The organism is Yokenella regensburgei ATCC 49455, from assembly GCF_000735455.1.
Lineage (GTDB): Bacteria > Pseudomonadota > Gammaproteobacteria > Enterobacterales > Enterobacteriaceae > Yokenella > Yokenella regensburgei.
The window spans coordinates 47,635-59,234 of sequence record NZ_JMPS01000042.1 but is presented as its reverse complement, the minus strand read 5'-3'; the positions used below and the strand labels follow the sequence as shown (position 1 = coordinate 59,234).

16 protein-coding genes are annotated in these 11,600 nt (G+C 53.8%); 13 read left to right on the top strand and 3 right to left on the bottom strand.

The window, feature by feature from the left end; translation table 11 throughout:
* Positions 1-109: 109 nt before the first annotated feature.
* From GYRE_RS12750 to GYRE_RS12740, 3 genes are all read left to right on the top strand, one after another.
* The gene (locus GYRE_RS12750; RefSeq protein WP_038255722.1) at positions 110-670 is read left to right on the top strand and encodes a YagK/YfjJ domain-containing protein; all 561 of its coding nucleotides are present in this window, start codon (positions 110-112) and stop codon (positions 668-670) included.
* A 177-nt stretch (positions 671-847) separates the two neighbouring features.
* Positions 848-1,633 (top strand): 3-hydroxybutyrate dehydrogenase, encoded by a 786-nt coding sequence (locus tag GYRE_RS12745; RefSeq protein ID WP_038255719.1) that lies wholly within the window; start codon positions 848-850, stop codon positions 1,631-1,633.
* An 11-nt stretch (positions 1,634-1,644) separates the two neighbouring features.
* Positions 1,645-2,721: an alpha/beta hydrolase gene (locus GYRE_RS12740; RefSeq protein ID WP_169741881.1), complete on the top strand. Its 1,077-nt coding sequence runs from the start codon at positions 1,645-1,647 to the stop codon at positions 2,719-2,721.
* A 97-nt stretch (positions 2,722-2,818) separates the two neighbouring features.
* On the opposite strand, the gene GYRE_RS12735 is transcribed toward GYRE_RS12740, so the two are convergent.
* Positions 2,819-3,553 carry an SDR family oxidoreductase gene (locus tag GYRE_RS12735; RefSeq protein ID WP_038255717.1) on the bottom strand — a complete coding sequence of 245 codons (735 nt, stop codon included), beginning with the start codon at positions 3,551-3,553 and terminating at the stop codon, positions 2,819-2,821.
* Positions 3,554-3,662: 109 nt separating this feature from the next.
* Between GYRE_RS12735 and GYRE_RS12730 the strand changes: the two genes are divergently transcribed.
* Positions 3,663-4,490, top strand: a complete 828-nt coding sequence (locus GYRE_RS12730; RefSeq protein ID WP_038255715.1) for a LysR family transcriptional regulator — start codon at positions 3,663-3,665, stop codon at positions 4,488-4,490.
* A gap of 256 nt (positions 4,491-4,746) precedes the next feature.
* On the opposite strand, the gene GYRE_RS25305 is transcribed toward GYRE_RS12730, so the two are convergent.
* On the bottom strand, positions 4,747-4,950 hold the full coding sequence (locus tag GYRE_RS25305; RefSeq protein ID WP_418657816.1) for an ECs_2282 family putative zinc-binding protein: 204 nt from the start codon (positions 4,948-4,950) through the stop codon (positions 4,747-4,749).
* Between the two features lie 238 nt (positions 4,951-5,188).
* Entirely contained in the window at positions 5,189-5,317 is a 129-nt protein-coding gene (locus GYRE_RS25125) for a hypothetical protein (protein ID WP_258522000.1), read from the bottom strand.
* Positions 5,318-5,344: 27 nt separating this feature from the next.
* On the opposite strand from GYRE_RS25125, the gene GYRE_RS24520 reads away from it, so the two are divergent.
* The 9 genes from GYRE_RS24520 to ansP all read left to right on the top strand — a co-directional run bounded on the left by GYRE_RS24520 (position 5,345) and on the right by ansP (position 11,502).
* On the top strand, positions 5,345-5,587 hold the full coding sequence (locus GYRE_RS24520) for an ANR family transcriptional regulator (RefSeq protein ID WP_146748708.1): 243 nt from the start codon (positions 5,345-5,347) through the stop codon (positions 5,585-5,587).
* A gap of 149 nt (positions 5,588-5,736) precedes the next feature.
* Positions 5,737-6,858: a porin OmpC gene (gene ompC / locus GYRE_RS12720; protein ID WP_038255711.1), complete on the top strand. Its 1,122-nt coding sequence runs from the start codon at positions 5,737-5,739 to the stop codon at positions 6,856-6,858.
* Between the two features lie 187 nt (positions 6,859-7,045).
* On the top strand, positions 7,046-7,303 hold the full coding sequence (locus GYRE_RS12715; protein WP_051860961.1) for a hypothetical protein: 258 nt from the start codon (positions 7,046-7,048) through the stop codon (positions 7,301-7,303).
* Between the two features lie 152 nt (positions 7,304-7,455).
* The gene (locus tag GYRE_RS12710) at positions 7,456-7,692 is read left to right on the top strand and encodes a hypothetical protein (RefSeq protein WP_146748707.1); all 237 of its coding nucleotides are present in this window, start codon (positions 7,456-7,458) and stop codon (positions 7,690-7,692) included.
* 289 nt (positions 7,693-7,981) lie between these two features.
* On the top strand, positions 7,982-8,080 hold the full coding sequence (locus GYRE_RS24515) for a YoaK family small membrane protein (protein WP_146748706.1): 99 nt from the start codon (positions 7,982-7,984) through the stop codon (positions 8,078-8,080).
* 35 nt (positions 8,081-8,115) lie between these two features.
* Positions 8,116-8,310, top strand: coding sequence for a hypothetical protein (locus GYRE_RS12705; RefSeq protein WP_038255706.1), 195 nt, complete (start codon positions 8,116-8,118; stop codon positions 8,308-8,310).
* 558 nt (positions 8,311-8,868) lie between these two features.
* Entirely contained in the window at positions 8,869-9,207 is a 339-nt protein-coding gene (locus tag GYRE_RS12700; RefSeq protein ID WP_038255704.1) for a DUF1283 family protein, read from the top strand.
* Positions 9,208-9,287: 80 nt separating this feature from the next.
* Positions 9,288-9,602: a BON domain-containing protein gene (locus GYRE_RS12695; protein ID WP_038255702.1), complete on the top strand. Its 315-nt coding sequence runs from the start codon at positions 9,288-9,290 to the stop codon at positions 9,600-9,602.
* A 403-nt stretch (positions 9,603-10,005) separates the two neighbouring features.
* Positions 10,006-11,502 carry an L-asparagine permease gene (gene ansP / locus GYRE_RS12690; protein WP_038255700.1) on the top strand — a complete coding sequence of 499 codons (1,497 nt, stop codon included), beginning with the start codon at positions 10,006-10,008 and terminating at the stop codon, positions 11,500-11,502.
* Positions 11,503-11,600: the final 98 nt, after the last annotated feature.

The following is an 11,600-nucleotide window of genomic DNA, read 5'->3' as shown; positions in this document are numbered from 1 at the left end:
TGAGATGCGGGACCGCTTCTAACCAGCCATACCCGGTCATTTAAATCTTCCACACCTCTGTAAATTACTCCTCTGCCCCTTGCTGGCATAACGTTGAGAACAATACATTATGAATTACTATTCACCCGTGCCAACCGCCGGTAACGCTTCGGATAAGGCGAATACACGCGCGTTTTTACAACAGGCCGTAGACCATTACCCGCGACTGGCGGCGTTCAGCTTTACACTGGGATTGCCGTACCGTGACAGCATGGCCGATCACCGGTCATTGATTCTGCGTTTTCACACCGAAGTCTGGCAGCGGATTGGCGAATATTCATGGGAGCGCCAACAGGAGCGCAGGAGTACACCGCCGACGCTGTTACGCTGGGTGTGGGAGTCGTCCAGTGCGGCACAGTGCAAAATGGTGCTACTGCTCAATCACGATACGCTGGGGGCTATACGCGACGTACAACTTATTGAGAATGTTCAGCAGGCGGTAAGCGAAATGCTCAGCGACGCATGGCTGACGGTTACTGGCACAGATCGTAACGGCGTAACGAGTATCACGCCAATTATTCTCAGCCGTATTGACCGGGGAACCTTCACGACGCCCTTTAACCAGTTGAAAGCACAGGTACTGGCGATGCAGGCACCTGTAGAGACAGCGAGAACGGGTGTCACGGGTTAATGTTGTTGAGTGCGCGCGCTAGTCACCGTATGCGATATCTGCCGATTTTTACCCCATATTTAATGCCTGTAGTGCATCAGAACTATGCCCATTTTTCATTTTCCTCATGTCCGTTGCCGTTTATACATTCGTTCATGACACCACCGTGGTGATACAAGACGATTAACGGGGAAAAGCATGAAAAGTTTATCGGGTAAAACAGCACTGATTACCGGGGCTGGAAGTGGCCTTGGCAGAGAGGTTGCGTTATTGATGGCTTCCGAAGGGGCATCGGTCGGTATTGCTGACCTCAGTCTGGCCTCAGCCGAAGAGGTGGTCCGGGAAATACAACTGGCTGGCGGTGAAGCGATTGCCGTTGGCATGGATGTCTCGGACGAGCAGCAGACTCAGGCGGGAACCGACGCGCTGGTGAATCGTTATGGCAGTCTTGATATTCTGGTATCTAATGCCGGGATCCAGATTGTCAGTCCCCTGGATGAATACCCGTTTGCTGACTGGCGGAAGATGATGGCTGTTCATCTTGACGGGGCATTTCTGACCACCCGGGCAGCACTGAAACATATGTACAAAAACCCGCAAGGGGGGACGGTCATTTATATTGGCTCTGTGCATTCCCATGAAGCCTCCCGGCTGAAGGCGGCGTATGTGACCGCCAAACATGGGCTGATGGGGCTGGCTAAGGTGGTCGCGAAGGAGGGGGCTGTTCATCACGTTCGCTCGCATGTAGTTTGCCCGGGCTTTGTTGATACGCCGCTGGTTAAAAAGCAGATCCCTGAGCAGGCCCGTGAGCTGGGTATCAGCGAAGAGGATGTCGTCAAAAATATTATGCTGGCGGAAACCGTTGACGGGCAGTTTACATCGGAGGCGGATATTGCCGAAACAGTACGTTTTCTGGTGACATTTCCTTCCATGGCGCTCACCGGACAGTCAATTACGGTCAGCCACGGATGGGGAATGCGCTGATGAGAAAAACCATGCAACGCAGTTTGCTCTCAGCCCTGGTGCTGGTGGCTTCCTGTTGTCATGGGGCCTGGGCAGTATCTGCTCAGGTAACCCGCGATACCCTCGGCACAATGGAGAAACAGTATCAACAGATGTGGGAGAAAGAAAATGGCCCGCTGACGTTGTCGCCTCCGGCCCCCCTGGCGACGCTGTTATCATCGCTACCCAAAAACAGCAATAACCCCGAGTATAATACGCTCGACAGCCGTGATGCGTTGACTGCGCTGACCCAAAAGTACGTGACGGATAAACAATCCATAGCCCGAATTATCAATGTGGATGTCGCGGTGCCGGGACGAAAAATTCCGGTACGGATCTACAACCCGCATCCGGATATAGCAACCGGGGTGATTTTCTTCATTCATGGTGGGGGGCATCTGAGTGGTTCGGTGGATGTTTACGACCCGATAGCCCGTCATCTGGCGGCTGCAACCGGTAATACCGTCGTGGCAGTGGACTATCGGCGGGCGCCGGAGTCCCCCTATCCGGAGGGACTTCACGATGCGCGTGATGTCCTGATGCAGGTTTACGCTGTACTGGATCAGAACCATGTTCCCTGGAAACCGCAACTGACTCTGGCCGGAGACAGCGGAGGTGGGGCATTCAGCGCCACGCTTGCCGGCGATTTACAGACTGAACACCCGGGCTTTATCTCCCGCCTGGTGCTGATTTATCCCAGCCTGGATTACACGTTGTCCTGGCCTTCCGCTGATGAAAATGGGCAGGGTAAATTGCTTGATAAAAGCAAAGTGGCCTGGTACTTCAGTCAGTATTTTCAGCATGGTGAAGACAGAGCGTCGCTTTCACCGTTGTACAGATCAGTCACGCGGGCGTTTCCGCCCACACTTATTTTTAGTGGCGGTCTGGATCCATTACGTGATGAGGATTTTGCTTTTGTTGCCCGACTGAAAAGCGCCGGAGTGCCGGTCAGGCATATCCACTTCCCGGGGATGGTACATGCATTTCTGATGCTTGAAAATCTGGTGCCGCAGCAAACTGCACAGGTTTATCAGGCTACCGCTGATTTCATTGCCACACCAGCCCATTAGGTCTGAGGGGCAGTTTCCGCAACTGCCCCTGTGATTTCGTTAACGAATTACCTGTTCGTGGCGTGATTTGTTTTCATTGGGACAGAAACGCAGCCTTTTAAGCCTGCTGTCTGGTCGCTGCCAGCACAATTTCGCGGATACAGACGTTTTGAGGCTGCAGGTAAGCAAAGCGAATGGTATTAGCCACATCCTCAGCAGAAAGCACAATACCACCCATATCCTCTTTCCAGGCCTGATAACCAGACTTGATTTCTTCGTCCGTGGTATGACTCAACAATGCCGTTTCAACGGCCCCCGGCGCAATGGTGATAACCCTGACGCCGTGTGGAGCCAGTTCTTCACGGAGATTCTCGGAAATACCGTGCACAGCAAATTTCGTCCCCACATAAGCAACATGGTTCGGAAACGTTTTACGCCCTGCCACCGAGCTGATATTGATAATGGTGCCACGTTTGCGGCTCACCATACCCGCCGCTACGGCATGCACACCGTTCAGCACGCCTTTGACATTGATATCCAGCATGCGCTCCCATTCTTCAGGGTTTTGCGTGGTCATATTGCCGAGCAGCATCACACCGGCATTATTAATCAGTGCGTCCGACGGACCGAAACGCGCCTCAGCGTCTCTGACCGCCAGAATCAATGCATCTCTGTCAGTAACGTCCACGGACTTACAGAGCGTATCAGGCAGGTTTAGCGCTTTCATTGGTTCACTACGGCGGGCGATCAGCAAAAGGGGATGCCCTTCTGCCGATAACAGTTGGGCGGTAGCAAGGCCGATACCGGAGCTGGCACCAGTGATAACAATCAGGGGTTTCTTTTCATATTGCATGCTGAACTCCACATAATTAAAAATGATAGCTAAAGCGACGGAGGGACTGTAATTCATCCATTTCAGGCTTTAAAATGGTTTTTTCTTCTCGCAGGCATCATTAAATATTATGGATTATCGCCAGCTTCATGCTTTCATCGCTGTTTTCGAGGAGCGAAATATTACTGGTGCAGCCCGTCGGCTTTGCCTCACGCAGCCCGCCTTGTCAGCCACCATTAAAATGCTTGAAGACGATCTCGGGACACTGTTATTTCTGCGCCAGCCACGCGGTGTGGAGGTGACGCAGGATGCAAGGATCCTTTACCCGCATGCCCGGCGTATGGTGGCTGAACTGGATACATTAACCCGGAGCTTCAGAAGGGAGAGACGCCGACAGCCCCTTAACATCGGTATCGAGCATGACATTGCAGACAGTCAGATAAACGCTTTTCTGCAGCACATCCGGGATCCGGAATTCTGTTTGCTGGTGATGCTGGAGCCAGGCTGTACGGGGGATATTCGTTTTGGCTGTGAGGAACTGCGTTGCGAAGATGAGCTGTTCTTACCATTGCATACCGAGCCGTTTCTCCTGGCTCTCCCGGTCAATCACCCGCTGACAGAGAAAACGACGGTGACCGAAACGGATCTTCATGGTCTGTGCTGGATCATGTGTCCTGAGCTGACATCACACCAGCGTCTGCTCCCGGTTTATGGAGCTACGGCAAACTCACCGGCAGCAAATGCCGGGACGTATTCTCTGGCGCTCAGACTTGTCACGCAGGGACTTGGGGTTGCTATTGTGCCGGCGTCACTGGCACGTGAACATTCGCAGGTCGTGACCAGAGCCCTGCCTGGACACCCACTCTCAAGACGAACGGGAGTCTGTTATGCAGTTCAGTCACTGTCATTTCCCGCCGTGGATCAACTCATCCAGCATTTGACGCGAACTCCATGTTGATCAAGAGCGTGCAGGGGCGCAAACAGCATGGCACCCTGCACCGCAATCCTTTTCAGGTCAATGTTAATGAATGGACTTTTGGCTATCTGGCAGGTCAGATTTCAGACCCTGACCGTATGACGGGGAAGAGAGGGCTGGCGACAATGACCAGACGTCCCCTGATTCATGCCAAAACCACAATAATCTGCCGAAGTTTTGTTGTCTGTATGTGAGATGATATACCGTAAGCAGTGGTTTTCGCTTCCGGATTCAGCGTTTATCTGCAGCGCTCCCCGAGAAGAGTTCTGACAAGAACCGCAGCATGGTCACGGGCCTGCTGAATGATATCCTCTTTGTTGACAATTCTGCTGCAATGAACGCAAGTGATTCCGGCAGCATCGTTGACATCGCTGATTTCTGTCCCGCTGTGTACGGTAAGATCGTGGTTGCAGCCAGGGCACTTAAACGGAATGTTACTCATCATTGATAACCTTTTTGATCGAGGGGTTTAGTTGTCTGACCGTAGCAACGACAGCGTCAATGCCACAAGGCTTATCAGCCCCTGTCCCGAATCACCGTCGATGCGTTGAAGTGAGCACATCACAGACGAAAAAACACGACATGGTTAGCGAATTGTTCTGGGCCGAACTGAGATCGTTTCCTTATCGGTTTGCATCCGCGGTTATCGAATACAAGAGCTATTTTCCCTCCAGTCGCCCTTACTGAATCGTCATTGGCGACGAATCGCCATCTCCGCGACGCTCTGCTCCTCCGTCAGGAATAACCTGTAACGATTTTTTTTGCACGACATCGCCACCCGGTGTGAGGATCCCCGGTACTTGTACCATCACGATCACCTGGATAAGAACATCATCATGACATCACATACTACTGAACGTCAGTCGGACGGCGGAACCCCTGACATGCAGAACGTTTCCGCCAGGGCAGAAACCGCCGCAGGACTGGAACGGGAAGGCAACTATGGTGAAGCTGCCCGATGGTGGAGGATGGCCGCAGAAGTCACCCGCAATCCACGCCAGCAGCACTGGCATGAATCCCGGGCCAGCCTGTGTGAGCGCTGGCACCGGGCCCCGTTGTCACAGCCAGACACTCCCTGAATATGTTATGCCGCGTGTTGATTTTCGGGGACACCCGTTGTGAACGTGCTCCCGATATGCATGTGGCATATCCGGAACAGATACGGTGAATTCATCTCTCCGTATTGTGCTCCGTTCCCGTGATATAAATCAAAGCAGAGGCTATCTTAATGAAATTAAAAACGCTTTCCCTGCTGGTGCCAGTAATGCTGGCCGCAGGCGCTGCACACGCAGCTGAAATTTATAACAAGGACGGCAACAAGCTGGATCTGTACGGCAAGGTTGACGGTCTGCATTACTTCTCTGATGACAAGAGCCAGGACGGCGATCAGAGTTATGTGCGTCTGGGGTTCAAGGGGGAAACTCAGGTGAACGACCAACTGACCGGCTACGGTCAGTGGGAATACAACGTGCAGGCAAATAACACTGAAGGTGACAGTGACAATTCCCAGTCCTGGACCCGTCTGGGCTTTGCCGGCCTGAAGTTTGGTCAGTGGGGCTCTTTCGACTATGGCCGTAACTACGGCGTGGTCTACGATGTGACCTCCTGGACCGACGTGCTGCCGGAGTTCGGCGGCGACACCTACGGGGCGGATAACTTCCTGCAGCAGCGCGCTAACGGCGTGGCCACTTACCGTAACAACGATTTCTTCGGTCTGGTTGACGGCCTGAATCTGGCCCTGCAGTACCAGGGGAAAAACGGCAGCGTGAAGGGCGAAGGCACCGGGCCGACCAATAACGGTCGTGACGCCATGAACCAGAACGGCGACGGCTTCGGCGGCTCCCTGACCTACGATATTGGTGAAGGCTTCAGCGTCGGTACCGCCATCGCCAGCTCGAAACGCACGGACGATCAGAACCGTCTGGATTTTGGCAACGGTGACAAGGCCACCACCTATACCGGCGGCCTGAAGTACGATGCCAACAACATCTACCTGGCGACCCAGTACACCCAGAGCTACAACGCCACCCGCTTTGGCCGCAACGACGGCGACCATACTAACGGTTTTGCCAATGAGGCGAAAAACTTTGAAGTGGTTGCCCAGTACCAGACAGACTTTGGCCTGCGTCCTTCTATCGCGTACCTGCACTCTCGTGGCAAGGATATTGAGGGCTACGGTGACCAGGATTTGCTGAGCTACATCGACCTGGGTGCCACGTACTTCTTCAACAAGAACATGTCCACCTACGTTGACTACAAAATCAACCTGATCGACGACAGCCAGTTCACCCGCGATACTGGTGTTCCGACGGATAACGTGGTGGCTACCGGTCTGGTTTACCAGTTCTGATTTAATATCCTCCCGGATGCAAATCGGTCACTTGTTGGCCGATTTTTTTGCCGGAATAACGACAAATCTCAAACGGTCTGACCTGTGTGGTGCTCATTATCCAGCATTTTGTGTGTCATATCACAGTCATGGTAGTGCGCCCGTTCTGAAAAATATGCTCTGGTAGTTTTTTAACAAAGGAGGGGGGATGGATATTGTGGATCTGGCTCAGGAAGAGGAAATAGCGCGGATGGCCCGTCTGCTGAACGGCAGACTGCGTCCGGTGCTGGCGTTCACAGGTGAGTGCCATAACTGCGCGGAACGTCTGGACGAAGGATGTTTCTGTGATGCCGACTGCCGTGACGACCATGAGCGCCGTTTTCGTGCGCGGGTGATTAACGGTGTCCAGGCGCGGGGGCACAGGACAGTTGTCCGGGTTGACTTGCCGGGGTACCCGTTGTGCTAATAGGGTTGTTATATGCCACTGCTTCATTTGTTATTTTGGGGATAACTCCCCCTCATTTTATATCGCGCGCGACACAGGGATTGTTTTGTGTTGCGCTTTTTTTTCAGTTCCTGATGGAGCCTGCCGGGAGCATTATCACGGAGTATGTGCCGATGCGATACGTACTCTCCCTGGTGCTGCCGCCGGTAATTGTACAGGCAGACTGCGGGCTGCAGATACTGCAGGGCTGGGTATCCGGCGATGCGTCTGGCAGCGGCAACGGTATCCGGCCAGCGTTTGTTTCACTGGGTCTGAGCGGGGGAGCGCTGACGTTACCCTTTGACCACCGGATGTGCGCGGCGAAAGGGCAGATCGGCTATTACTCGCAGTCACTGACCGGTACACCGTAAGCGAACCGGTGCGATGCATTTTTCGGATACCATTTGATCATTGCGTTTTTTCAGACCGACAGAAGGGGCTGAACGCTGTGGATAATGCCTTTGCTGCAAAACTGAAGCCGGGGCTGGTCTGCGCGGGATGCTTTTTAATGGTCTGGATTATCACCAGCGTTGAGCCGCTGGATAACACGGCACTTACGCAGAGGCGGCATTCGGACATGGTCAGGCAGACCCGGGCCCGTCGTCGCGGGTTAATTCCGGGATGTATCGGCCTGGTACTGTTCCTTGTGTGGAGATTGATATGAAAAACGGATGGTTGTTTCCCGTTGCCATTTTTGTGGCGGCTGTGGTTCTGCTGTTGTGGTTTGTCCTGGGCGGGTATGCGCAGCCAGGGCAGTGATCTGGATGCCAGATTTCAATGTTAAGGAATGAGTAATGGATGAAGTGGATCAGGCCAGCCAGGCCGAACAGATGAGACTGGCACAGCTGCTTCACAGCAGAATCCGGGCGTCGCTGCCGCTGACCGGGCTGTGCCACAATTGCTGCGCTCCCCTGAAGGACGTGCATTTTTGTGATGCAGACTGTCGGGATGATTATGAAAAACGACTACAGCCCCATTTACATCGCTGAAACAGCGGCTGTTGGCGATGGACCGGGACGGTGGACCTGCTGGCGTATCAACAGCCAGGTCATTCGTTAAAGCAAAGCCCCAGAGTAAACACCACGTGGCTAGATCCCGTAAGCCGTAAGGTCATTCTGGGGGACTCTGTGGCCTGGAGATATACCGCTGGTTACCGGGGGCGATAATTTCCAGTGAGCGCTCCTCGCCCTGACGACGCCTGCCATTGACATTTCGGGCTACCGTTTCGACACTTTTCTGTGTCTGTTTTCCATGCCGGTTTTCAGACCGGGTACAGCGTATAACGGGTGGTTTGCGCTGTACCTGATTCAATGGTGGTACTTTCATCCTCTTTTACACAGCGAAAGGGGGTACCCCTGAAAGTACCACCTCCGCCGTAGCCAGTCTCCTGTTCTGAATATCAATTCGTCAGCAGGGGCGTTGTTGGCTCCCTTCGTGGAGGTCATGCTTTTTTGCTCCCTGCTCTTGAGCGTGACAGGTTGCCTGTCTGGCATATCTGACCCGGTGACGACACTGCCGTAATGATGGCCGACAATTATTAAGAGGTGATGGACATGAGATTCGGTAAGCGTATTTATCTGGCCGCCATGCTGTCCGGTGTGGTGATGTTTACGGCATCAGCACAGGCTGAAACCAGCAGGCTGACGATTGAATCGGGTGATAATGCGCTCAGTCGTCAGCAGGCTGCTATGGAAAAAGAGCAGTGGAATGATACCCGTGCGTTACGCCAGAAAGTGAACAAACGGGCTGAAAAAGAGTGGGATAAAACCGATGCCGCGTTTGATGATCGTGACCGTTGCGATAAAAGTGCGAACGTGAATGCGTACTGGGAGCCGGATACCCGCCGTTGCCTGGATCGCAGTACCGGTCACGTTATCACCCCCTAGCCGGAGCCACATGCGAGGCACTGCTTCAGACTGCTGATTACTGAACTATGGCTCCATTTATCATACAAGGAGAGAACCCAATGGGTCGTATTAACGTCGTTAACACTTTTTGCCTGTCGGTAATTCTTTCGGCACTGCTGGCCGGTTGTGCGCCAGGCGCTAAAAAGGAAGGTACCGGAGGTTATATTGATGACACGGTGATCACCACGAAAGTCAAAGCCGCACTGCTGGCAGAAAAATCTCTCAAATCAACAGAGATAAGCGTGGAGACCTTTAAAGGCCGTGTCCAGCTCAGTGGGTTTGTCTCGTCACCGGATGCGGTGAACAGAGCCGTGGCCGTTACGCAAAAAGTCAGCGGTGTACAGGCCGTTGAGAATGACATGCGGATCAGATAAACGCGATTTGTGTTAAGTGTAAAGAAAAGAGGGCCGGAACGGATGTTTCGGCTCCCGGACGCCCACCTCCAGGTTATCCCCTGAATGTTAAATTTGTGATCTCATCGGTTGATGGTCTCCCCGTCCCGTGAAGAGTCTCCACTGAGCCTTTTATGCTGACGGGTGTACAGGGTTCGTTCTTTGACAACCGGTACCCTCCCGCTAAAAAGCGATACCAATACCGGCGAGCTCGTTCACTCGCCGTCGTTTACATTTTGCGGCGTTTCTGAATCGCCGCCGCGCATCTCACCACAACAGCAAAACAATGTGGCGCGGTATAAGGCCACTGGCTGACCGTTCGCGGTAAACAGTGCGTTCAGGCTCAGACATTCAACCAGAAAGAAAAAATCAGACAGATAACGTAATGACAGGAAAGCATAAAACTTCAGAAGACCATCACGCAGAAAAACGCCGCTGGCTCAATGCTCATGATGACGGCTATCACAAAGCCATGAATAACCGCCAGGTACAGATGATTGCCATTGGCGGTGCAATTGGCACCGGCTTATTCCTTGGTGCCGGGGCACGTCTGCAGGTGGCTGGTCCGGCACTCGCGCTGGTGTATCTGGTCTGCGGGATATTCTCGTTCTTTATCCTGCGCGCGCTGGGCGAGCTGGTACTGCACCGGCCAACCAGCGGCAGTTTTGTCTCGTATGCCCGCGAGTTCCTCGGCGAAAAAGCCGCCTTTGTGGCAGGCTGGATGTATTTCATTAACTGGGCGATGACCGGCATTGTCGATATCACCGCCGTGGCGCTGTATATGCATTACTGGGGCGCGTTTGGCGGCGTGCCGCAGTGGGTGTTTGCACTGGGGGCGCTGGCGATTGTCGGCACCATGAATCTGGTCGGTGTGAAGTGGTTCGCTGAAATGGAGTTCTGGTTCGCGCTGGTCAAAGTGCTGGCGATTGTGGCGTTTCTGATTGTGGGGACGGTGTTTCTGGGTAGCGGGAAGCCGCTGGACGGTCATGCCACCGGGTTTCATCTGATAACTGACAACGGCGGACTGTTCCCGCATGGTCTTCTGCCTGCGCTGGTGCTTGTGCAGGGCGTGGTGTTTGCTTTTGCGGCGGTTGAACTGGTGGGCACGGCGGCCGGAGAATGTGAGAACCCGGGAAAGACAGTCCCCAAAGCCATCAACGGCGTTATCTGGCGTATCGGTCTGTTCTATTTTGGGTCGGTGATGCTGCTGGTTCTGCTGCTGCCGTGGACGGCATATCAGGCAGGTCAGAGCCCGTTTGTGACGTTCTTTTCTAAGCTCGGGGTGCCGTATATCGGCAGCATCATGGACCTGGTGGTGCTGACCGCAGCATTATCCAGTCTGAACTCCGGTCTTTACTCTACCGGTCGTATTCTGCGCTCGATGTCAATGGGCGGGTCGGCGCCAAAGCTCATGTCGAAAATGAGTAAACAGCATGTACCGTATGCGGGGATTCTGGCAACGCTGGCAGTTTATGTGGTGGGAGTGTTCCTGAACTATCTGGTGCCGTCGCAGGTTTTTGAGATTGTACTGAACGTGGCCTCACTCGGGATTATCTCCTCCTGGGCCTTTATCGTGGTATGCCAGCTGCGTCTGCGTCAGGCCATTAAGGAAGGTAAGGCGGCGGATATCAGCTTTAAGCTGCCCGGCGCACCGGTGACTTCCTGGCTGACGCTGCTGTTTTTGTTCGGCGTGCTGGTGCTGATGGCGTTTGACTATCCGGACGGCACGTACACCATCGCGTCGATACCGCTGCTGGCCGTTCTGCTGGTGGCGGGCTGGTCTGGTGTGCGTGAGCGCGTGAATGAGATTCACCGTACCGCGCCGGTACATCCGGATGATGCACAGCACGACAGACCACTGGCTGAGGAATACTCCCGCTGACTGGTATCAGCCCTGCATCTGTCGGATTACAGAGAAATGCATTGCCGCTGGCAGGTGGCAATGCACATCAGTGATACTGAACAGGCAATGGAAAACCG

Coding starts and splice junctions, on each gene's coding strand:
- GYRE_RS25125 (WP_258522000.1), bottom strand. CDS start 5,317: ATGGTACAAGTACCGGGGATCCTCACACCGGGTGGCGATGTCGTGCAA.
- ansP (WP_038255700.1), top strand. CDS start 10,006: ATGACAGGAAAGCATAAAACTTCAGAAGACCATCACGCAGAAAAACGC.
- ompC (WP_038255711.1), top strand. CDS start 5,737: ATGAAATTAAAAACGCTTTCCCTGCTGGTGCCAGTAATGCTGGCCGCA.
- GYRE_RS12745 (WP_038255719.1), top strand. CDS start 848: ATGAAAAGTTTATCGGGTAAAACAGCACTGATTACCGGGGCTGGAAGT.
- GYRE_RS12735 (WP_038255717.1), bottom strand. CDS start 3,553: ATGCAATATGAAAAGAAACCCCTGATTGTTATCACTGGTGCCAGCTCC.
- GYRE_RS12730 (WP_038255715.1), top strand. CDS start 3,663: ATGGATTATCGCCAGCTTCATGCTTTCATCGCTGTTTTCGAGGAGCGA.
- GYRE_RS12695 (WP_038255702.1), top strand. CDS start 9,288: ATGGGTCGTATTAACGTCGTTAACACTTTTTGCCTGTCGGTAATTCTT.
- GYRE_RS12740 (WP_169741881.1), top strand. CDS start 1,645: ATGCAACGCAGTTTGCTCTCAGCCCTGGTGCTGGTGGCTTCCTGTTGT.
- GYRE_RS25305 (WP_418657816.1), bottom strand. CDS start 4,950: ATGAGTAACATTCCGTTTAAGTGCCCTGGCTGCAACCACGATCTTACC.
- GYRE_RS24520 (WP_146748708.1), top strand. CDS start 5,345: ATGACATCACATACTACTGAACGTCAGTCGGACGGCGGAACCCCTGAC.
- GYRE_RS12715 (WP_051860961.1), top strand. CDS start 7,046: ATGGATATTGTGGATCTGGCTCAGGAAGAGGAAATAGCGCGGATGGCC.
- GYRE_RS12710 (WP_146748707.1), top strand. CDS start 7,456: ATGCGATACGTACTCTCCCTGGTGCTGCCGCCGGTAATTGTACAGGCA.
- GYRE_RS12700 (WP_038255704.1), top strand. CDS start 8,869: ATGGACATGAGATTCGGTAAGCGTATTTATCTGGCCGCCATGCTGTCC.
- GYRE_RS12750 (WP_038255722.1), top strand. CDS start 110: ATGAATTACTATTCACCCGTGCCAACCGCCGGTAACGCTTCGGATAAG.
- GYRE_RS12705 (WP_038255706.1), top strand. CDS start 8,116: ATGGATGAAGTGGATCAGGCCAGCCAGGCCGAACAGATGAGACTGGCA.
- GYRE_RS24515 (WP_146748706.1), top strand. CDS start 7,982: ATGAAAAACGGATGGTTGTTTCCCGTTGCCATTTTTGTGGCGGCTGTG.